Annotated in this window: 20 protein-coding genes; 10 read left to right on the forward strand and 10 right to left on the reverse strand. The window is 73.8% G+C overall.

Annotated elements, in window-relative coordinates; all coding sequences use genetic code 11:
• Positions 1-49 precede the first annotated feature (49 nt).
• Positions 50-1,021, reverse strand: a complete 972-nt coding sequence (gene ligD, locus WIS52_RS30800) for a non-homologous end-joining DNA ligase (protein WP_349301943.1) — start codon at positions 1,019-1,021, stop codon at positions 50-52.
• 12 nt (positions 1,022-1,033) lie between these two features.
• Positions 1,034-1,294: a DUF2631 domain-containing protein gene (locus WIS52_RS30805; protein WP_349301944.1), complete on the reverse strand. Its 261-nt coding sequence runs from the start codon at positions 1,292-1,294 to the stop codon at positions 1,034-1,036.
• A gap of 76 nt (positions 1,295-1,370) precedes the next feature.
• On the opposite strand from WIS52_RS30805, the gene dxr reads away from it, so the two are divergent.
• Genes dxr through WIS52_RS30830 form a run of 5 tightly spaced genes read left to right on the forward strand, consistent with a single transcriptional unit; the run spans position 1,371 to position 6,385 of the window.
• The gene (gene dxr, locus WIS52_RS30810; RefSeq protein ID WP_349301945.1) at positions 1,371-2,516 is read left to right on the forward strand and encodes a 1-deoxy-D-xylulose-5-phosphate reductoisomerase; all 1,146 of its coding nucleotides are present in this window, start codon (positions 1,371-1,373) and stop codon (positions 2,514-2,516) included.
• The gene (locus WIS52_RS30815) at positions 2,513-3,832 is read left to right on the forward strand and encodes a M50 family metallopeptidase (protein ID WP_349301946.1); all 1,320 of its coding nucleotides are present in this window, start codon (positions 2,513-2,515) and stop codon (positions 3,830-3,832) included. Before dxr ends, WIS52_RS30815 begins: the two co-directional genes overlap by 4 nt.
• Positions 3,829-4,323, forward strand: coding sequence for a phosphatase domain-containing protein (locus tag WIS52_RS30820; protein ID WP_349301947.1), 495 nt, complete (start codon positions 3,829-3,831; stop codon positions 4,321-4,323). The genes WIS52_RS30815 and WIS52_RS30820 overlap by 4 nt, the downstream gene beginning before the upstream one ends.
• A gap of 54 nt (positions 4,324-4,377) precedes the next feature.
• Positions 4,378-5,523: a flavodoxin-dependent (E)-4-hydroxy-3-methylbut-2-enyl-diphosphate synthase gene (gene ispG, locus WIS52_RS30825; RefSeq protein WP_349301948.1), complete on the forward strand. Its 1,146-nt coding sequence runs from the start codon at positions 4,378-4,380 to the stop codon at positions 5,521-5,523.
• 28 nt (positions 5,524-5,551) lie between these two features.
• Positions 5,552-6,385, forward strand: coding sequence for a GNAT family N-acetyltransferase (locus WIS52_RS30830; protein WP_349301949.1), 834 nt, complete (start codon positions 5,552-5,554; stop codon positions 6,383-6,385).
• An 11-nt stretch (positions 6,386-6,396) separates the two neighbouring features.
• Here WIS52_RS30830 and WIS52_RS30835 read toward each other — a convergent pair whose 3' ends face one another.
• Positions 6,397-7,683 carry an FAD-dependent oxidoreductase gene (locus WIS52_RS30835; RefSeq protein WP_349301950.1) on the reverse strand — a complete coding sequence of 429 codons (1,287 nt, stop codon included), beginning with the start codon at positions 7,681-7,683 and terminating at the stop codon, positions 6,397-6,399.
• Between the two features lie 61 nt (positions 7,684-7,744).
• Here WIS52_RS30835 and WIS52_RS30840 point away from each other — a divergent pair, with 61 nt between their 5' ends.
• From WIS52_RS30840 to map, 4 genes are all read left to right on the forward strand, one after another.
• Positions 7,745-8,191, forward strand: a complete 447-nt coding sequence (locus WIS52_RS30840) for a MarR family winged helix-turn-helix transcriptional regulator (RefSeq protein ID WP_349301951.1) — start codon at positions 7,745-7,747, stop codon at positions 8,189-8,191.
• Positions 8,192-8,298: 107 nt separating this feature from the next.
• Positions 8,299-10,140, forward strand: a complete 1,842-nt coding sequence (locus tag WIS52_RS30845; protein WP_349301952.1) for a penicillin-binding transpeptidase domain-containing protein — start codon at positions 8,299-8,301, stop codon at positions 10,138-10,140.
• A gap of 155 nt (positions 10,141-10,295) precedes the next feature.
• Positions 10,296-10,682 carry a DUF3054 domain-containing protein gene (locus tag WIS52_RS30850; RefSeq protein ID WP_349301953.1) on the forward strand — a complete coding sequence of 129 codons (387 nt, stop codon included), beginning with the start codon at positions 10,296-10,298 and terminating at the stop codon, positions 10,680-10,682.
• A gap of 32 nt (positions 10,683-10,714) precedes the next feature.
• Positions 10,715-11,572, forward strand: coding sequence for a type I methionyl aminopeptidase (gene map, locus WIS52_RS30855; RefSeq protein WP_349301954.1), 858 nt, complete (start codon positions 10,715-10,717; stop codon positions 11,570-11,572).
• Between the two features lie 98 nt (positions 11,573-11,670).
• On the opposite strand, the gene WIS52_RS30860 is transcribed toward map, so the two are convergent.
• From WIS52_RS30860 to WIS52_RS30890, 7 genes are all read right to left on the reverse strand, one after another.
• On the reverse strand, positions 11,671-12,135 hold the full coding sequence (locus WIS52_RS30860; RefSeq protein ID WP_349301955.1) for a peroxiredoxin: 465 nt from the start codon (positions 12,133-12,135) through the stop codon (positions 11,671-11,673).
• Positions 12,136-12,207: 72 nt separating this feature from the next.
• Positions 12,208-13,032, reverse strand: coding sequence for a DUF1295 domain-containing protein (locus WIS52_RS30865; protein WP_349301956.1), 825 nt, complete (start codon positions 13,030-13,032; stop codon positions 12,208-12,210).
• Positions 13,029-14,402 (reverse strand): cyclopropane-fatty-acyl-phospholipid synthase family protein, encoded by a 1,374-nt coding sequence (locus WIS52_RS30870; protein WP_349301957.1) that lies wholly within the window; start codon positions 14,400-14,402, stop codon positions 13,029-13,031. The genes WIS52_RS30865 and WIS52_RS30870 overlap by 4 nt, the downstream gene beginning before the upstream one ends.
• A complete protein-coding gene (locus WIS52_RS30875; protein ID WP_349301958.1) occupies positions 14,399-15,706 on the reverse strand; it encodes a cyclopropane-fatty-acyl-phospholipid synthase family protein in 1,308 nt (435 codons plus the stop codon). Before WIS52_RS30875 ends, WIS52_RS30870 begins: the two co-directional genes overlap by 4 nt.
• Complete coding sequence (locus tag WIS52_RS30880; RefSeq protein WP_349301980.1) at positions 15,703-16,473, reverse strand: DUF1365 domain-containing protein; 771 nt, start codon at positions 16,471-16,473, stop codon at positions 15,703-15,705. Before WIS52_RS30880 ends, WIS52_RS30875 begins: the two co-directional genes overlap by 4 nt.
• Positions 16,467-17,735, reverse strand: a complete 1,269-nt coding sequence (locus WIS52_RS30885) for an NAD(P)/FAD-dependent oxidoreductase (RefSeq protein WP_349301959.1) — start codon at positions 17,733-17,735, stop codon at positions 16,467-16,469. The genes WIS52_RS30880 and WIS52_RS30885 overlap by 7 nt, the downstream gene beginning before the upstream one ends.
• A complete protein-coding gene (locus tag WIS52_RS30890; protein ID WP_349301960.1) occupies positions 17,732-18,472 on the reverse strand; it encodes an alpha/beta hydrolase in 741 nt (246 codons plus the stop codon). The genes WIS52_RS30885 and WIS52_RS30890 overlap by 4 nt, the downstream gene beginning before the upstream one ends.
• Positions 18,473-18,876: 404 nt before the next feature.
• Between WIS52_RS30890 and WIS52_RS30895 the strand changes: the two genes are divergently transcribed.
• Complete coding sequence (locus WIS52_RS30895; RefSeq protein WP_349301961.1) at positions 18,877-19,728, forward strand: lysophospholipid acyltransferase family protein; 852 nt, start codon at positions 18,877-18,879, stop codon at positions 19,726-19,728.
• Positions 19,729-19,757: the final 29 nt, after the last annotated feature.

Genomic DNA, 19,757 nt, shown 5'->3' on the forward strand with positions numbered 1-19,757 from the left:
TCCGGTACCACCGAACCAAAGGGTCATGAGTGGACAAATGGAGGGCGGGTCAGCGGTCGAGATCGGGGAGGTCCGGAGGCGGGGCGCCGTCGCGGGCGTCGCGGTCGGCCCACTCCAACAGCGGATCGATGGCGAAGGCGGCCTCGTCGATCCCGGCGTGCAGGTCACCCAGCTGCGCGTAGCGGACGGGGACGGTGGCGATGGTGAAGTCGCGCGGCTCGCAGTCGTCGATCTCGTCCCACCGGATCGGCGTCGACACCCTGGCGTCCGGGGTGCCGCGCACCGAGTACGCGCAGGCGATCGTGTGGTCGCGCGCGTTCTGGTTGTAGTCGACGAAGATCTTCGACGGGGCCCGGTCCTTGCGCCACCAGGACAGGTCGACCCGGTCGCAGCGCCGGCCGACCTCGCGGGCGAACGCGTGCGCGGCGCGCCGCACGTCGGCGAACCCGTGGTCGGGCGGGATCCGCACGTAGACGTGCATCCCGGACCCGCCGGAGGTCTTCGGGAACCCGGTGGCGCCGAGCTCGTCGAGCACCTCGTGCACGACGTGCGCCACCCGCCGCACGTCCGCCCAGGAGGACTCGGGCATCGGATCGAGGTCGATCCGCCACTCGTCGGGTGCCTCGACGTCGGCGGCGCGGGAGTTCCACGGGTGGAACTCCACGGTGGACATCTGCACCGCCCAGATCACGTCGGCGAGGTGCGCGACGCACAGCTCGTCGGCGGTCCGGTTGAAGCGGGGGAAGTGCACGCGCACCGTCGGCACCCAGTCGGGCGCGCCCCGCGGCAGCCGCTTCTGGTGCACCTTCTCGCCGGTCACGCCGGTGGGGAAGCGGTGCAGCATGCACGGCCGGTCGCGCAGGGCGCGGACGATCCCGTCGCCGACCGACGAGTAGTACGCGGCCAGGTCCCGCTTGGTCTCGCCACGTTCCGGGAAGTAGACCCGGTCCGGGCTGGACAGCCGCACGACACGGTCGCCGACCGTCAGCTCGATCGGCTCACCGGCACCGGCGGCGGCCACCGGGTGGGCGGGTCAGCGCCGCCAGCTGTGCCGGGAACGCATCAGCAGGAACACGACGCCGGCGAAGCAGGCGACCGCGGGGACCGCCATGTAGGAGAACTCGGTCCAGCTGACCGGGTGCCCGATCAGCATCAGCAGCAGGGAGATGCCGACCAGCCCGGCCGCGATCTTCATGCCCTTCGGGAAGCGCGCGTGCCAGCCCCAGTCGACCGAGGGCTCCTCGGCCGGGTCGACACCCGACCGCACCGCCACCTCGCGTGAGTTGCTCGCCACCTGCGTCCTCCCAGACCGTTCCCGCCGAAGCGGGGCCATCGTCGCACAGCCGGGCGAGCGAGGATGATGTGCGGTGATGAAGTCACTCGTCGTGTTGGGCAGTACCGGGTCGATCGGCACCCAGGCCCTCGATGTGATCACCAGGGCCGGCGGGTTCACCGTGGCCGGGCTCGCCTCGGGCGGGTCGGACGTGCCGTTGCTCGTCGAGCAGGCCCGCGTGCATCGCGTCCCGCGGGTCGCGGTGCCCTCGGCGACGGCGGCGGCCGAGCTGCGGGCGGCGCTGCCCGGCGTCGAGGTGCTGGACGGGCCGTCGTCGGCCGCGGACCTGGTGACCGCGTGCGGCGCGGACATCGTGCTGAACGGGATCACCGGGTCCCGCGGGCTGGGGCCGACGCTGGCCGCGCTGGAGACCGGCGCGCGACTGGCGCTGGCGAACAAGGAGTCCCTGGTCGCGGGTGGGCCGCTGGTGCTGGCCGCGGCCGCGCCGGGGCAGATCGTGCCGGTCGACTCCGAGCACTCGGCGCTCGCGCAGTGCCTGCGCGGCGGGCGGGACAGCGAGGTCGAGCGGCTCGTGCTCACCGCGTCCGGCGGGCCGTTCCGGGGCCGGACACGATCGGAGCTGAACGGCGTCACCGTCGAGCAGGCGCTCGAGCACCCGACCTGGGACATGGGCCCGGTCATCACGATCAACTCCGCCACCCTGGTCAACAAGGGCCTCGAGGTCATCGAGGCGCACCTGCTGTTCGGGATCCCGTACGACCGGATCGACGTCACGGTGCACCCGCAGTCGATCGTCCACTCGATGGTCACGTTCGCCGACGGCTCGACGATCGCCCAGGCGTCGCCACCCGACATGCGGCTGCCGATCGCGCTCGCGCTCGGCTGGCCGGACCGGATCGCCGGGGCGTCGACCCCGTGCGACTTCGGCGCCGCGCAGTCCTGGACCTTCGACCCCCTCGACGACGACGCGTTCCCCGGCGTCCGGCTCGCCCGCGCGGCAGGGGAGCGGGGCGGCTGCCTGCCCGCGGTGCTGAACGCGGCCAACGAGGAGCTCGTCGCGGCGTTCGTGGCCGGGGCGATCGGCTACACCGACATCACCGACCTGCTGGCCGGCGTCCTGGACGCGGCCGACGCCTGGACGGATGACCCCGCTACCGTGGCGGACGTGCTGGCGGCCGAGGACTGGGCCCGCGCCCACGCGAAGGAGAAGTCGGGGACGTGACCATCTTCTGGACGGTCGTCGGGATCGCGATCTTCTTCTTCGGCCTGCTCGTCTCCATCGCCTGGCACGAGCTCGGTCACTTCGCCACCGCGCGCTGGTTCGGCATCAAGGTGCCGGAGTTCATGGTCGGGTTCGGGAGGACGATCTGGTCGGTCCGCCGGGGCGAGACCGAGTACGGCATCAAGGCGATCCCGCTCGGCGGCTACGTCCGGATGATCGGGATGCTGCCGCCGGCCAAGGGCGGGCAGCTGGGGCGGGACCGGCGGACCGGTCCGTTCCAGGGGCTGATGGACGACGCCCGGCGCGAGTCCCAGGCCATGGTGATGCCCGCCGACGTGGGCCGGCAGTTCTGGACCCGGTCGCCGTGGAAGCGGATCATCGTCATGTTCGCCGGGCCGTTCATGAACCTGATCCTGGCGATCGCGCTGTTCTTCGTGACGTTCATGGGCGTCGGCGTGCTCACGCCGAACACGCAGATCTCCGCACTGGAGGAGTGCGTCCTCCCGGTCACGGCGGTGCAGAACGGCGCGCCCGACCGGTGTCCGGCCGGCGCGCCGCAGGCACCGGCGCTGGCCGCCGGCGTGCAGCCCGACGACCGCATCCTGTCGGTGCGCGGGCAGGAGTTCGGGCCGGACGACGGCGTGGCGTTGCAGGAGGCGATCCGGGCGTCGTCCGGGCCGACCCCGATCGTCGTCGAGCGGGACGGGAGGCAGCTCCCGCTCGAGGTGGACGTCATCCCGAACACCTTGCAGGACCGGAACTCCGACGACCCGAACGCCACCGTCACCGCGGGCTACCTCGGCGTCCTGCTGGACACGAGCTACCAGCCACTGACCGCCGTGGAGACCACCGAGCGGATCGGCGACGGCGTCGCCGCGACCGCCGAGGCGATCACCCGGATCCCGGAGCGGGTGCCGGCACTGTTCGGCGCCGCGTTCCTGGGCGAGGAGCGCGATCCCGAGAGCCCGATGGGCGTCGTGGGTGTGTCGCGGATCGGGGGCGAGATCCTGGCGCAGGAGGACGTCCCCTGGCAGCAGGACGTCGGCCTGTTCCTCAACATGCTCGCCGCGGTGAACATCTCGCTGTTCCTGCTCAACCTGCTGCCGATCCCACCGCTGGACGGCGGACAGATCGTCCCCGCGATCTGGGAGTCGATCAAACGCAACACCGCACGGGCGATCGGCAGACCCGATCCCGGCCCGGTGGACGCGGCCAAGCTGCTGCCGTTCGCCTACGTCTTCGTGATCGTCTTCCTGGGCTTCTTCCTGATGGTGACGGTGGCCGACGTCGTCAACCCGGTGCGGATGTTCGGGTGAGCCGCCCCGACGACGACGGCGCACGCCCGCTCGCGGTCTTCGACATCGACGGCGTCCTGGCCGACGTCTCGCACCGCCTGCACCACCTCGACGTGCACCGTTGGGAGCGGTTCTTCGCCGACGCGGCCGACGACCCGCTGCTCGACGAGGGCGCCGAACGGCTGCGCGAGGCGCAGAAGGAGTACGACGTCGTCTACCTCACCGGCCGCCCGGAACGGAACCGGCCGCTGACCGAACGCTGGCTCGCGGAGTTCGACCTGCCCACCGGACCGCTCTACATGCGCCCCGACGACGACCGCCGCCCGGCCCGCTACGTCAAGCGCGAGGTGCTGCGCCGGCTGGCCCGGTCCCGGGAGATCGCGATGATCCTCGACGACGACCCGGCCGTCGTGCGGGTCCTGACCGACGACGGGTGGCCGGTCGAGCTGGCGACCTGGCTGCCGCACTCGTCGACCCTGCAGGACGCTCAGGAGAACCAGGGCCGGACGTGAGTCTCTGCTCACCGGCTGCGGCGACCGTTCCGCAGCGATGGGATAGTGGCGTCCGTGAGCGTCTCCCTGGGTATGCCCTCCACGCCGGCGCCGACCCTGGCCCCGCGCCGGAAGACCCGTCAGCTCCAGGTCGGGCCGGTCGGTGTCGGTTCCGAGCACCCGATCTCGGTGCAGTCGATGACGACCACGCTGACCTCGGACATCAACGCCACGCTGCAGCAGATCGCCGAGCTGACCGCCGCCGGCTGCGACATCGTGCGGGTGGCGTGCCCGTCGGCCGACGACGCCGAGGCGCTGCCGGCGATCGCGACCAAGTCGCAGATCCCGGTGATCGCCGACATCCACTTCCAGCCCAAGTACGTCTTCGCCGCGATCGAGGCCGGCTGTGCGGCGGTGCGGGTCAACCCGGGCAACATCCGCAAGTTCGACGACCAGGTCCGCGAGATCGCGCACGCCGCGCGCGATCACGGCACGCCGATCCGGATCGGGGTCAACGCCGGATCGCTGGACAAGCGGCTGATGGAGAAATACGGCAAGGCCACCCCGGAGGCGCTGGCGGAGTCGGCGATGTGGGAGGCGGGGCTGTTCGCCGAGCACGACTTCCACGACATCAAGATCTCGGTCAAGCACAACGACCCGGTCGTGATGGTGCGCGCCTACGAGATCCTCGCCGAGCAGTGCGACTACCCGCTGCACCTCGGCGTCACCGAGGCCGGTCCGGCGTTCCAGGGCACGATCAAGTCCGCGGTCGCGTTCGGCGCGCTGCTGCGCCAGGGCATCGGCGACACGATCCGGGTCTCGCTGTCCGCGCCGCCGGTCGAGGAGATCAAGGTCGGTCAGCAGATCCTGGAGTCGCTCAACCTGCGCCCGCGCAAGCTCGAGATCGTGTCCTGCCCGTCGTGCGGGCGGGCCCAGGTCGACGTCTACACCCTGGCCGACGAGGTCACCGCCGGGCTGACCGGCATGGAGGTCCCGCTGCGGGTGGCGGTGATGGGCTGTGTGGTCAACGGGCCCGGGGAGGCCCGTGAGGCCGACCTGGGGGTCGCCTCGGGCAACGGCAAGGGGCAGATCTTCGTCAAGGGCGAGGTCATCAAGACCGTGCCCGAACACAAGATCGTCGAGACGCTGATCGAGGAGGCCATGCGGATCGCCGAGGGCATGGAGGGTGCCGAGGGTGACCCGCAGGTGACCGTCGGCTAAAGCCCCGTCTGCGTGGCATGATGAACCCGTGCTGAGGGTGGCCGGGGCACGGCTTCTCGATGATCGTCACCGCTCCGGGGTGCACGACGTGCTGGACGACGATCCGGTCGCCTCCTGCATGGTCGCCGCCCGCGTCGAGGCGGTCGGCCTGGACCCGTGGCGACTGGGCGGCGAACTGTGGTCGTACGGCGGCCCCGCCGAAGGGCTCTGCTTCTCCGGCGCCAACCTCGTGCCACTGCGCGGTGAGCGCGCCGCGATGCGCGCGTTCGCCGACCGCGCCCGTCGCGCGGGGCGGCTCTGCTCGTCGCTCGTCGGTCGCGCCGAGCTGGTGATGCCGCTCTGGGAGGACCTCGCGCCGGGCTGGGGCCCGGCCCGGGAGATCCGTCCCGACCAGCCGCTGATGACCCTGCAGGGCATGCCGTCGGTGGCGCCGGACCCGCAGGTCCGTCCGGTCCGGATCAGTGAGCTGGACCGCTACCTGCCCGCGGCGGTCGCGATGTTCACCGAGGAGGTCGGCGTCGACCCCCGGGACGGCGACGGCGGTGCCGGCTACCGCGCCCGGGTCGCCGAGCTCATCACCTCCGGCCGCGCGTTCGCCCGGTTCCACGACGGCCAGGTCGTCTTCAAGGCCGAGGTCGGCGCGATGTCGCGCACGGTCGGCCAGATCCAGGGCGTGTGGGTGCACCCCGCGTGGCGCGGCCACGGTATCGGGACCTCCGGGACCGCGTCGGTCGCGGTGGCGCTGGCGTCGATGGGGCGCTGCTCCTCGCTGTACGTGAACGCGTTCAACTCGCCCGCCCGCGCCGCCTATCACCGGGTCGGGTTCCGGCAGGTCGCGCAGTTCGCCACCGTCCTGTTCTGACTCGTGAGTAGTTATCGCGGTCGGGACCGCGACAACCACTCACGAGCTGCCGCGGCGCCCCCGGCGCTGCGCAGCAACATCCCGCCCACCGGCCCGGACAGCCGCCGCTGCCAGCGCAGCGGCGCCAGGGACTCGCGGACCGCGTCCGGCCCGTAGGTCCGCATCTCCGCCTCGTAGGCCCGCAGCGCGTCCGCGACCGGCGTGCCCGCGTCCCGGGCGGCGACGAGCCGGCGGGCGAGCACATCGGCGTCGCGGATCGCGGTCGCCGCGCCCCGACCGCCGGTCGGCGGCATCGCGTGCACCGCGTCGCCGAGCGCGGTCACCGGGCCGGTCGTCCACGGAGCCGGGTCGGCGTCCGGGTCGGCGGCGTGGAACCGGAAGTGCCCGGTCGCGGCGGGATCCAGCCGGGTCACCAGCTCGCGCAGCGCGGGATGCCAGCCCTCGGCGAGTTCGGCCGCGAGCGCGGTGAGCCCGGGCCCGTCCAGGGCGCGCGGGTCGCGCGGGAAGCGCTCGGCGGGCATCCCCGGGGCCCACAGCAGGTACGGATCCTCGAGGATCCCCGGCGGGTCGTCGGCCGGGTCGGGGAGCCGCGGTGCGGTCGCCGGGTCGTGCACGGTGAGGAAGGCCCCGACGCCGCCGGGGGCGATCGCGAGCGCCGCGCCGCCGCGCAGCGGGCCGGGCAGCAGGGCGCGCGTGTCGTCGTCCAGCGGGATGCGCCCGGCGATGCCCTCGACGCCGGTCGGTGCCGACAGGGTCCGTCCGGCCAGCGTGCGGACGACGGCCGAGCCGACCCCGTCCGCGCCGACGAGGACGTCCGCGATCTCGACGGTGCCGGTATCCGGTCCGGGAGCGCCCGAGGTCCCGGACCGCGGCGCTCCGGTGATCGGCGAGCCGGCCCGGACGTGGATCCGGCCGTCCGGGCCGGCCTCGTGCCCGCCGTAGGCCTGCCCCCAGCGCACGTCGAGCCCGTGCGCGAGCAGCGTCCGCAGCGGGATCCGGCCGATCATCACCCGGTCCCCGGGCGGCGGGACCTCCGAGGCCAGCACGCGCATCCGGTGGTCGCAGAACGAGAACCGGTGCAGGCCCGCCGCCGACGACGTCAGCACCGCCCGGTACACCCCGGCCGGGAGCAGCCGGGCCAGCGCGGCGCGCGCCCCGTCGTCGAGGTGCAGGCGGTACCCGCCGGTGTGCTCCGGCCGCGTGTCGCGCTCCAGCACGACGACCTCGACCCCGGCGCTGCGCAGCCCCTGAGCCAGCGCCAGCCCGCCGATCCCACCCCCGGCGACGACGACCCGCATCCTGACCACCTCCAGCTATCAGGGACCTGTTATTCAATAAGGTGCCTGATACTCTCCCGGCATGCAAGACGACGACGTTCCGCTCTGGGAGCTCGTGCGGACCGCGCACGTCGTCTCCCGGGGGTTCCACCGGGTGTTCGCCGAGGCCGGCCTGACCGCGACGCAGTTCGGCGTCCTGGCCGAGCTCGTCCATGCCGAACGCACCGGGACGCCGTCGCCGTCGCAGGCCGAGCTCGCCCGCACCGTCATGCTGCGCCCGCAGAGCGTCGGCGAGCTGGTGACCGATCTCGTCGAGCGGGGCCTCGTCCGCCGGGACGGTCCGGGCGGACGCGGCCGGCGGGCCGGGCTGGAGCCGACCGACGACGGCCGGGCGGCCCTGGAGCGCGCGTGGCCGCTCGTGCAGGCGTTCAACGCGCCGGACTCCACCGGACTGACCACACGGCAGTCCGCCGAGCTGGTCACGATGCTGCGCACCGTCCGGGACACGCTCGGGGCCGACGACGGCTGAGCCGCACCCAGGACGGACGCTGGGTCAGCGCGCGGACACCGGGTGTGCGGGCCGACCGCGGCCCCCTCACGTTCCGGCGATCGTCGCCGGCGGCATACTCGACGATCGTGCTGAGCTCTCTGCGGACCCGCCCGCTCGTGCTCGCCGCCGTGATCGTCGTCCTGCTCGCGGCCGGCGTCGTCGTGGCGCTGCTGCGCCCGTGGGAGACCGCGGGGGCGACCGCGGAGCGGTACGCGACGGCGTGGGCGGCCGGTGACGCCGCGGGCGCCGGAGCGCTCACCGACGACCCCGGGACGGCGACGCCCTACCTCGAGCGTGCCCGCGGCGATCTCGCCGCGGCGGCGATGACCGCGCGGGTCACCGGCACCCGGACCGAGGGGGAGCGGGCCACGTCGACCGTCGACGTCGACTGGGACCTCGGCGAGGGCCGGCGGTGGACCTACACCGTGGAGCTCCCGCTGGTCACCGCGCCGGAGACGGCGGCCAACGACACCGGCTGGGCGGTCGACTTCTCGCCCGCCGCGTTCGCCCCCGGCCTGGCCGAGGGGCAGCGGCCGGTCACCCGCACGACCTCCGCCGAACCCGCGCCGGTGCTCGACGCCGACGGCGGCACCCTGCTCTCGCCGATCCCCGTCGTCACCATCACGCTCGACAAGCGGCAGGGCGACCTCGCCACCACCACGGCCGCGCTGGGGTCCGCCCTCGGCACCATCGACCCGGCCATCACCCAGCAGTCGATCACCGCCGGCGCGAACGGCACCCCGGAGGGACAGGCCTACACCGTCGCCGTCCTGCGCGAGCCCGACTACCAGCGGGTCCGGGACCGGATCTACGACCTGCCCGGCGTCCGCTTCGTGTCCTCGACCCGGCTGCTCGCGTCCGACGCGCGCTTCGCGAGCCAGCTGATGCTCGGCGTCCGGCCCGCGATCTCCGACCAGGTCGGCGGGACGCCCGGCTGGTCGGTCGACGCGGTCGGTACCGGCGGCGGCGAGGCGGAGTCCCTCGCGGGGGCGCCGCCCGGACCGGGCAGCCCGGTCACCCTGGAGCTGGACCACGGGGTGCAGGACGCTGCACAGGCCGCCGTCGACGCCGAGTCCCGGCAGGCGATGATCGTCGCGATCCGGCCGTCGGACGGGGCGGTGCTCGCGGTCGCCCAGAACGACGCCGCGAACCAGGACGGGGCGCTGGCCCTCACCGGCCGCTACCCGCCGGGCTCCACCTTCAAGATCGTCACCGCGTACGGGGCGATGCAGCGGGAGAACCTGACCCCGACGAGCCAGGTCGACTGCCCCGGGACGACCGTGATCGAGGGCCGGACCGTCCCCAACGAGGACTCGTTCGCGCTCGGCGCCGTGCCGCTGCAGGAGGCGTTCGCCCAGTCCTGCAACACCACGTTCGGCCGGCTCGCGCTCGGCCTGCCGGCGGACGGGCTGCCCACCGCCGGGCTCGAGCTGGGCTTCGGCGCCGACTGGGACATGCCCGGCGCGACGACGATCACCGGCTCGGTCGACGCCGCCGACGGCGACCTGCAGCGCGCTTCCGACGGCTTCGGGCAGGGCGACGTCCTGGCCTCGCCGTTCGGGATGGCGATGGTGTCCGCGACCGTCGCCCGCGGTGAGCCCGTGACGCCGACACTGATCCGCGGCCGGCCGACGGAACCGACCGTCGCACCCGGCACCCCGGACCCGGCGCTGCTCGAGCAGCTGCGGCCGATGATGCGAGCCGTGGTCACCGGGGGCACCGCGACCGCCGCGAACGGGCAGGGCGAGGTGTTCGGCAAGACCGGCACCGCCGAGTACGCGGGCCCGGACGGCAGCAACCGCTCGCACGGCTGGTTCACCGGCTACCGCGGCGACCTGGCGTTCGCCACGCTGATCGTCGACGGCGGGTCCTCCAAGCCCGCGGTGGAGATGACCGCCCGGTTCCTGGGCGGCGTGTCCGGCGGGTGATCCTTCTCGGCGGATTCCGGGTGCCACTGCGCTGCCGGCCGGGTTCCACGGAGACGGATCATCACGCCCGGCCGGGTGCCGCCCGTCGCACCGAGGGGGAGACGCGGGTCGCATCCGGCGGGTCGGCCCTTGCCTCGCCGCCTACCCTGGTCGCCGTGGATCCGCGCCGCATCCCCGCCCTCGCGCTGGCGGCCGACGTGATCGCCGTCGTCGTGTTCGCCGCAATCGGCCGGATGAACCACGCCGAGCCGGGCGGCATCGCCGGGCTGCTCGGCACCGCGCTGCCGTTCGCGGTGGGCGCGTGCGCCGCGTGGGCGACGCCGTGGGTCCGGTCCCAGCCGGTGTCGCTGTGGGCCGGGGCGATCGTGCTGGCGTGCACCGCGGGCATCGGGTTCCTGCTGCGCTTCGCGTTCCTGGGCCGGCTGCCGCTGTCGTTCGCGGTCGTCGCGGTGATCGCGCTCGCGGTGCTGCTGCTCGGCTGGCGCGGCCTGTCCGCCGTGGTCGGCCGCCGTCGCGCACCGCACGAGACCACGACGGGCTGAGGCGCCCGCGCGGCGGGCTTACCATGGAGGCCATGGCCACCCGCACGTTGCTCGTCCCCGGCACCCAGTCCCCGATCCGCGGGGTGCCCGCGCACATCCCGCGCCCGGAGTACGTCGGCAAGCCCGCTCCCGCGCGCAGCCGCGCCGGTGACGTGCAGACCCCCGAGACCATCGAGGCCATGCGCCACGCCGGGAGGATCGCCGCGCAGGCGCTGCGACTGGCCGGGGAGACCGTGCGGCCCGGGATCACCACCGACGAGGTCGACCGCGTCCTGCACGAGTTCCTGGTCGACCACGACGCCTACCCGTCGACCCTGGGCTACCGCGGGTTCCCGAAGTCCTGCTGCACCAGCCTCAACGAGGTGATCTGCCACGGGATCCCGGACAGCACGGTGATCGACGACGGCGACGTGGTCAACGTCGACGTCACCGCTTTCGTCGGCGGTGTGCACGGCGACACGAACGCCACGTTCCTCGCCGGCGACGTGTCGGAGGAGGCCCGGCTGCTGGTGGACCGGACCCGCGAGGCGACGATGCGAGCCATCAAGGCGGTCCGTCCGGGCCGCGAGCTCAACGTGGTGGGCCGGGTCATCGAGTCCTACGCCAAGCGGTTCGGCTACGGCGTGGTCCGCGACTTCACCGGGCACGGGATCGCCCACGAGTTCCACTCCGGGCTCGTCGTGCTGCACTACGACCAGCCCGACGTGCACACGGTGATCGAGCCCGGGATGACCTTCACCATCGAGCCGATGATCACCCTCGGTGGGATCGAGCACGACACCTGGGACGACGGCTGGACCGTCGTCACGAAGGACAGGTCCTGGGTGGCGCAGTTCGAGCACACCCTCGTCGTCACCGACGACGGCGCGGAGATCCTCACCCTGCCCTGAACAGGCCCGTGGCGCCCCGGGACACCGCGTGGCACCCGTCGCGCGGGGCGCCACGCGGCGTGCCCGGACGCCGCGGTGGCGTTCTCAGGCCTCGAGCCTCAGGCCGCGCGGGCACGCCGCAGGGCGGCCAGCGCGTCGTCGGCGTGCCTGGTCATCGCCGTCTCCGAGCCGATCTCGGCCAGGATCGACCGGTCGGTGCCGATGACGTAGGTCCGGCGACGGGTGTGGAAGTTGCCGGGCAGCCACGACCGCCAGGCCCCGAACGCCTTGGCGACCGCGTGCTCGGTGTCGGACAGCAGCGGGAACGGCAGCGCGTTCGCGGCGACGAACATGCCCTGCTTGTCGGACGGGTCGCTGGAGATCCCGACCGGCTGGGCACCCAGCTCGGCGAACTCGGACCGCAGGTCGCGGAAGTGGCAGGCCTCCTGGGTGCACCCACCGCTCATCGCGGCCGGGTAGAAGAACAGGACGACCGGGCCGTCGGTCAGCAGGCCCGAGAGCGTGCGCGGGGTACCGGTCTCGTCCGGCAGCTCGAAGTCGGGAACGACGTCACCGACGGGCATGATCTCTCCTCGGGGGCGGAACCGTGTGTCGGACGGTGTTCGTGCGACGACGGGTACCCGGTTCGATCACGGTCATGCGCCCGTGCGCGGTGGCCGGGGAAGGAACCCGCTCGTGCGGTGCACGTAGTCGGCGTAGCCGGGGCGGCGGTCGGTGATGTCGCGCTCCAGGAGCGCGGCGCCGGTGCCCCGGACCAGGTTGATCGTGATCACCGCGACGCCGACGAGCCCGATCAGGCCGGCCGGCCGGTGCAGGGCGAGCAACCCGAGCCCCCACCACACGCAGGCGTCGCCGAAGTAGTTCGGGTGCCGGGTGAACCGCCACAGCCCCTGGTCCATCACCCGGCCCCGGTTCGCCGGGTCGGCGGTGAAGCGGGCCAGCTGGGCGTCGCCGACCGACTCGAACGTGAACCCGGCCGCCCACACCAGCACCCCGAGCGCCGTGACCAGGTATCCCCACCAGGTCGCGGCGCTGCCGTACATCGCCAGCTGCACGGGCAGCGAGACGACCCACATGACCGCGCCCTGCGTGAGGTAGACCGTCCGCGCGGCGTAGGCGACCGGGCTGCCGGGTGCCTTCGCGAGCAGCGCCGCGTAGCGCCGGTCCTCGGGGCGCCCACGGTTGCGGCGCTCGACGTGCCAGGCCAGCCGCAACCCCCACAGCGCGACCAGCGCGACGACCAGCCAGCGCCGCCACGCCTCGCCGGAGGGGTCGAACCGGGCCGCCGTCGAGACGCTCACCAGCGCGATCACGACGAACCCGAGACCCCAGACGACGTCGACGCCGTCGTGTCGGCCCCGGCGCACGCCGATCGCCAGCGCGGCCGCCATCAGCAGGGCCACGGCGACCGCGGTGACGCCGAGGTTCACCGCCCACGCCGCCCAGGGGAAGGGAATCACGGCGCCGCCGCGGTCTCCGGTGCGGAGTCGGGAGCCGGGCCCGGGAGCGCGGGGTCCCGTCCCAGGATCCCGCTACGGCTGCGCGGGAGCCCGGACGCCCCGTCGGTCCCGGGACGGACCGCCAGGATCTGGTGCACGCCCATCCGGTTCTCCTCGAACGCCAGCGCGGCGCCGGCGAGGTAGAGCAGCCAGATCCGCCACTGCTCCTCACCGATCATCCGGATCGCGGTGTCCCGGTGTTGCTGCAGCGTGTCCAGCCAGGGCCGGACCGTCCAGACGTAGTGCTCGCGCAACGAGTGCACGTCGACGATCTCGTGCCCGGCGCGTTCCAGGAACCCGAGCGTCTCGCCGAGCGGGCGCATGTACATGTCCGGCGCGACGTAGGCCTCCATGAACGCCCCGCCGCCCGGCGCGGTGTTCGCGCCCGCCGTGCCGCGGGACATCTGCTGCAGCAGCAGCCGCCCGTGCGGGCGCAGCAGGCGGTGCAGCTGCGCGGCGTAGACCGGGTAGTTGTCCTGCCCGACGTGCTCGCCCATCTCGATCGAGGAGACCGCGTCGAACGGCTGGTCGTCGATCTCGCGGTAGTCCTGCAGCCGGATCTCCACCCGGCCGGTCAGACCGGCCCGCCGGACCCGCTCGAGGCCGTACTCGCGCTGCTGGGCGGACAGCGTCACCCCGGTCGCGTGCACGCCGTAGTGCTCGGCGGCGTGCACGAGCAGCGACGCCCAGCCGCAGCCGACGTCGAGCAGCCGCATCCCCGGCGCCAGCCCGAGCTTGCGGCAGATCAGGTCCAGCTTGTCCCGCTGGGCCTCGGCGAGGCCGTAGCCGGGCCCCTCGTCCCGCGTCCAGTAGCCACAGGAGTACGCCATCCGCGGGTCGAGCAGGAACGCGTAGAACTCGTTGGACAGGTCGTAGTGGTGGCTGATCGCGTCCCGGTCCCGGCGACGGCTGTGCAGCCGCCCGCCGAGCCGCGCCTCCGACGCCGGTGGGCGCGGGGGCGGGCCGACGGCGCCGAGCCGGACCGCGGTGCCCAGCGCCCGCAGTTTCTGCCGCGGCCCGAGCCGCACCGCACGCCCGCCGGTCCCGGAGCGGGCTCGCGCCAGCGCCCAGAACCGGGACAGCCCGTCGGCGACGTCGCCGTCCACCGACAGGTCCCCGGCGACGAACGCGCGGGCCAGCCCGAGCTCGCCGGGCGACCACAGCAGCCGTCGCAGCGCCCGGCGGCGGTGCACGATCACCGTCGGCGGGTGCGGGTCGTCGGGCGTGGGGGACTTCCCGGCCTCGCTGCCGTCCCAGGCCCGCAGCCGCACCGGCAGCGGGGCGCCGAGGACGTCCTCCAGCAACGACGCGAGGCGGTGCGCGGCGCTCACGGGCGCGCCAGCGCGAACTGGTGGACGTCGAGGTAGCCCACCCGGAACCCGGCCTCGCAGTAGCCCAGGTAGAACTCCCACATCCGCCGGAAGGTCTCGTCGAAGCCCAGGGCCTCGACCTCGCTCCAGCGGTCGGTGAAGCGGGCCCGCCAGTGGGCCAGGGTGCGGGCGTAGTCCGGCCCGAGGCTGCGCCGCTCGGTGATGCGCAGCCCGGTGTCGGCGGCGAGGTTCTGCTCGATCGAGGTGACCGAGGGGATGATCCCGCCGGGGAAGACGTACTTGTGGATCCAGGTGTAGTCCTTCTGGGACACGACCATCCGGTCGTGCGGCATGGTGATCGACTGCAGCCCGGCCCGGCCGCCGGGGGCGAGCAGCCGGTCCAGCGCGGCGAAGTAGGTCGGCCAGTAGGCGACGCCGACGGCCTCGATCATCTCGACGCTCACCACGGCGTCGTAGGAACCCCGGGCCTCGCGGTAGTCGCGCAGCAGGACCTGCACCCGGTCGGCGACGCCGGCCTCGGCCAGCCGCCGTTCGGCGAGGTCCTTCTGTTCCTGGGAGATCGTCAGCGTGGTGACCCGGGCGCCGCGCTGCGCGGCGCGGGTGGCGAGCCCGCCCCAGCCGGTGCCGATCTCGCAGACGTGCATGCCCTCGCGCACCCCGGCCATGTCCAGGATGCCGTCGATCTTGCGTTCCTGGGCGAGGACCAGGTCGTCGCTGCCGTCGGCGAACCAGCCCGACGAGTACGACATGGTCTCGTCGAGGAACAGCGCGAACAGCTCGTTGGACAGGTCGTAGTGCCGGTGGATGTTCTCCCGCGACCCCTCCAGCGAGTTGACCTCCGCGGCGGGCTGGCGGGCCTCGGCGAAGCGCCGGCCGATCCGCTGCAGCGCCGGTGGGACCAGAGTGGACAGTCGTGCGGCGAACGGGGTGAGCAGTCCGGCCAGGTCGGTCGTGGTCCAGTCCCCGACCATGTAGGACTCGCCGAACCCGATCTTGGAGTCGGCGCCGAGCCGGGCGAAGAACGCGCCGGGCCGCTCGATCCGCATCACCGGGGAGTCCGGCCCGCCGGAGCCGATCCGCTCGCCGCCCGGGAACACGATCCGCACCGGCAGGGTGCGCACGGCGTTGCGGAACAGGGTCTCGGCGATGCGCGCCTTCACCGGTGCGGCCGGCGGGGTCGCGAGCCCTGGCCAGACGCCCTCGTTCGGCCGCGGCACCGCGCGGGAGCGGCGTCGCGGCGCCCGCCCCGGGGTGACCGGATCCGGGGTGCCGGTGCCGCGGGGCAGGTCCTGCTGCGTGGTCATCGCGTGACCCCTTCCTGGGACGGTGCGTCCGTGTGGTCGAGCTGGGTGGTCTGGTCCTGCGGGGGACGGGCCGGGCGGCGCACGACGGGCAGTCGGCGCAGCCAGAGCGCGATGCCGTGCCGGCGGATCAGCGCCGACGTACGCCGGGTGACCAGCGGGTCGCGCAGCAGGGTCCGCACGACCTCCCGCGTCCCGGTCGGCCGCCGGGTGCCGGTCAGCGTCGCGACCAGCGCGGGCGCGCCGTCCTGGTGCAGGGTGATCGTGATCCCGAGCCGCTCGCCGGGGACCGGCAGCGACATCGTGTAGTGCCCGTCGACGGTGAGGAACGGCGACACGTAGAACTGCTTCTCCGTACTCGCGCGGCCGGAGTCGTCCGGGTGCAGCAGGTAGCAGTGCCGCTGCCCGTAGGTGTTGTGCACCTCCGCGACGACGCAGGCGAGCGTCCCGTCCCGGTGGTGGCACCAGAACACCGAGATCGGGTTGAACACGTGGCCGAGCGTGCGGGGGTGGGCGAGCATCAGCACCCGCCCGCCGCCGAGGTCGACGCCGTGCGCGGCGAGGAAGGCGTCGACGTTCTCCCGGATCGTGCGCGCCGGGTCGCCCAGGTGGTCGCGCGCGGAGAAGCGGGCGAACGGCCGCAGCCAGGCAGGCAGGTCCGGCAGCGCGTCGAGGTCGACCAGCCACAGGTGGATCCGGTGCGCGAACGACGTCGCCAGGTCGCGCCGGCGGGCGTGCCGCACCTCGGCGTCGTAGACGGCTGTCACCAGGACACCCCCAGCGCAGCGGCCGCCCGGACCCCCGATGCGCAGCCGTCCTCGTGGAAGCCCCAGCCGTGGTAGGCGCCGGCGTAGGCGGTGACCGGGGTGTTCAGCTCCGGCAGCCGCCGCTGCGCGGCGACCGAGGTGGGCGTGTAGATCGGGTGCTCGTAGGACATCCGGGCGACGACGGCGTCCGGTTCCACCCGCCCGGAGCCGTTCAGCGTGACCACCCACGGGTCCGGGTCGGTGAGCCGCATCAGCCGGTTCATGTCGTAGCTGACCAGCACCGGTGTGTCCGATGTGGACGAGCAGGTGGGCTTGAGGTAGTTCCACGACGCCCGCGCGCCGCGCGAGCGGGGCAGCAGCGACGTGTCGTGGTGCAGCCAGGTCTCGTTGCGCGAGTAGGTGAACGCGCCCAGCACGTCCTGCTCGGAGTCGGAGGCGTCGGCGAGCATGCCCAACGCCTGGTCCGGGTGCGTCGCGAGCACGATCCGGTCGTAGCCGGCGACGGTGTCGGCGTCGTCGCGGACCTCGACGCCCGCCGGGGTGCGCAGCACCGACCGCACCGGTGTCGCGGTCCGCACCGCCGGGATCTGCTTGACGATCTGGTCCACGTAGGTCCGTGAACCGCCGGTGACGGTGCGCCACTGCGGCGAGCCGCCGATCCCGAGCATCCCGTGGTGGTCGAGGAAGGTGAACAGGTAGCGGGCCGGGTAGTCGGTCGAGACGCCCGAGCCCGACGACCACACGCAGGACACCACCGGGATCATGAAGTGCTCGACGAAGTAGCGCGAGTAGCCGCCGATCGCGAGGAACGCGCCGAGCGTGACGTCCCCGGCGTCCGGTTCGGACAGCACCCGGCGCGCGTGCCGGTGGAACCGGACCACCTCGCCGAGCATCCGCAGGTACTGCGGCCGCACCGCGTTCGACGCCCGGGGGAACAGCCCGCCGAGCTTGCGGGCGCCCGCGTACTCCAGCCCGCAGCCGTCGCACCGGACCGACATCGACATGTCGGAGTCCTGGGTGGCCACGCCCAGCTCCCCGAACAGTCGCAGCAGGCTCGGGTAGGTGCGGTCGTTGTGCACGATGAAGCCGGTGTCGACCCGGGTGGTGCCGCCGTCGGAGGCCACCAGCTCGTGGGTGTGGGCGTGCCCGCCGGGCCGGTCGTCGGCCTCGTAGAGGGTCACGTCACAGGCGCGGGAGAGCAGGTACGCGGCGGTCAGGCCGGACACCCCGCTGCCCACCACCGCGACGGTCGGCCGGTCGGTCATCGGTTCTCCTGTACTGCCGGGCCCCGCAGGGCCACCCGCAACCCGTCGGGCGCGGGCTCTCGCATGGCGTTCGTGACCATGGGGTCCGGGGGTTCGGCGCCGAGCTCGCCGAGGACGAAGCGGCGCACCAGGTCCGTCCAGTCGGCGGCCCGACGGAGCATCGCGTGACCGTCGCCGAGGACGTCGAACCGCGCCACCCGGTCGGTGACCTCCCGGGCCCGCACCGCGTAGGCGAACGACGCCGCGGGGTCGGTCATCCGCTCCCGGTCGCCGTGCGCGATGAGCACGCCCCGGCCGGCCAGCTGGCCGACCGGGTCGGTGCCGTCCAGCCAGGGGGCCAGCCCGCACACCGCGACGACGCCCGGGCCGCCGGCCGCGCGCAGCACGGCCCGCCCGCCCATCGAGTGCCCGACGAGTACCACCGGGCCTCCGGGGTGCCGGCGGGCCAGCTCGGCGAGGGCCCACTCGACGTCGGCGAGCGCGTCCATCGCGGCGCCGTTCCAGCCCTTGACCCGGTACCGCAGCAGGTACACCGCGACCCCGCGGCCCCGCTCGGTCACGTGCCCCCGGCCGGCCCGCTCGAGGTCGTGGGCGAACGGGCGCATCCGCCAGTAGGCGAGCCCGCGGCGCGCCGGAGCCGGCGAGTGGGCCTTGCCGCCGTGCGCCAGCAGGACGACACCGGCCGGTTCCGGCGGGGGCGTTCCCGCGGGCTCGAGCCACGGGGCGGGGTCGGCCACGGGGCACCTCCTTCTGCGCCGGTGCGGACAGCACCGGAGTGGACGTCTCTTCTCGACATTCGTCGGACATGCCCGTCCCGGGTGGGCTCGTGGGACGGGTGTCACAGCCCGGCCGGGCGGGACGGGCGCCACCCTGGCGACGGGTGGACCGGACACCTCCGGGTGAGTGGGATACGGGTCGCGCCGGTACGCGGTGACGATGCGTAGGAGCACCGACGCCGCGGAGCCGGACGGCGTGGACGATGGCCTCCGACGTCGCCTACACCGTCGGATCATCACCCGGCCCGGGGAATCCGGCCACCGGCGGGAGACGACAATGTGAGCAGGACAGCGGCCGATCCGGACGAACCGGACGCGGCGGGCCGACGCGGACGCGAACGGCCGGGGAACAGGAGGGCCAGGAGATGGCGGCTCAGCAGACGGGGATGCCACCGGAGCTGACGGTGCGGCAGCGGATCGCGGCGACGCTGCGACGCCGGCGGAGCGGGTCGGGCTTCTGGTTCGGCCTGGCGATCGCGGTGATCTGGCCGTTCGTGCTGTGGGGGACCCGGCTGGGCTGGCGCGGCGGCGAGCACCTCCCGCGCACCGGGGGTGCGCTGCTGGTCGGCAACCATGTGTCGTTCTCCGACCCGATCTTCGACATCGCGTTCGCGACCACGCACGGCCGGATCCCGCGGTTCATGGCCAAGTCCGAGCTGTGGGGCGTCCCGGTCGTGAGGTGGGTGCTCGGCGGCGGGGGGCACGTCCCGGTCTACCGGGCGTCCAAGCGGGCCGCGGAGTCCTTCACCGGGGCCATCGACGCGCTCGAGCGCGGCGAGATCGTCGCGGTCTACCCGGAGGGCACCTACACCGCCGACCCGGACGGCTGGCCGATGCGCCCGAAGAACGGCGTCGCCCGGATCGCGCTCCGCAGCGGCGCCCCGGTGATCCCGCTGGCGAACTGGGGCACCCAGGACGTGCTCCCCGCCGAGGGCAAGCCGCGGCTGTTCCCGCGTCGCCGGGTCGGGATCGTGCTCGGCCCGCCGGTGGACCTGTCCGAGTTCGCGGGCAAGCCGCTGACCCGGACGACCCTGGACGCGGCCACGAAGAAGATCATGGACGCGGTGACGGGCCTGCTCGAGGAGATGCGCGGCGAGGCCCGTCCTGCCGTGCCGTTCGACCCGGAGGCCCCGGCGCTGGGGTCCGAGTCGCCGGGGTCACCGGGGGGTCGGGTCGCCGGCACCGGGGACGGGCTCGCCGAGCGCCCGGCGAGCTGATGGTTCTCGTGATGCCACGGCGCTGGTAG

This window comes from Pseudonocardia nematodicida, assembly GCF_040105385.1.
In the GTDB taxonomy this organism is placed as follows: domain Bacteria; phylum Actinomycetota; class Actinomycetes; order Mycobacteriales; family Pseudonocardiaceae; genus Pseudonocardia; species Pseudonocardia nematodicida.

Bases quoted from the DNA above. Each gene is read 5' to 3' on its own strand.
- dxr (WP_349301945.1), top strand. From the start codon at position 1,371: ATGAAGTCACTCGTCGTGTTGGGCAGTACCGGGTCGATCGGCACCCAG.
- WIS52_RS30835 (WP_349301950.1), bottom strand. From the start codon at position 7,683: ATGCGGGTCGTCGTCGCCGGGGGTGGGATCGGCGGGCTGGCGCTGGCT.
- WIS52_RS30840 (WP_349301951.1), top strand. From the start codon at position 7,745: ATGCAAGACGACGACGTTCCGCTCTGGGAGCTCGTGCGGACCGCGCAC.
- map (WP_349301954.1), top strand. From the start codon at position 10,715: ATGGCCACCCGCACGTTGCTCGTCCCCGGCACCCAGTCCCCGATCCGC.
- WIS52_RS30860 (WP_349301955.1), bottom strand. From the start codon at position 12,135: ATGCCCGTCGGTGACGTCGTTCCCGACTTCGAGCTGCCGGACGAGACC.
- WIS52_RS30875 (WP_349301958.1), bottom strand. From the start codon at position 15,706: ATGACCACGCAGCAGGACCTGCCCCGCGGCACCGGCACCCCGGATCCG.
- WIS52_RS30885 (WP_349301959.1), bottom strand. From the start codon at position 17,735: ATGACCGACCGGCCGACCGTCGCGGTGGTGGGCAGCGGGGTGTCCGGC.
- WIS52_RS30895 (WP_349301961.1), top strand. From the start codon at position 18,877: ATGGCGGCTCAGCAGACGGGGATGCCACCGGAGCTGACGGTGCGGCAG.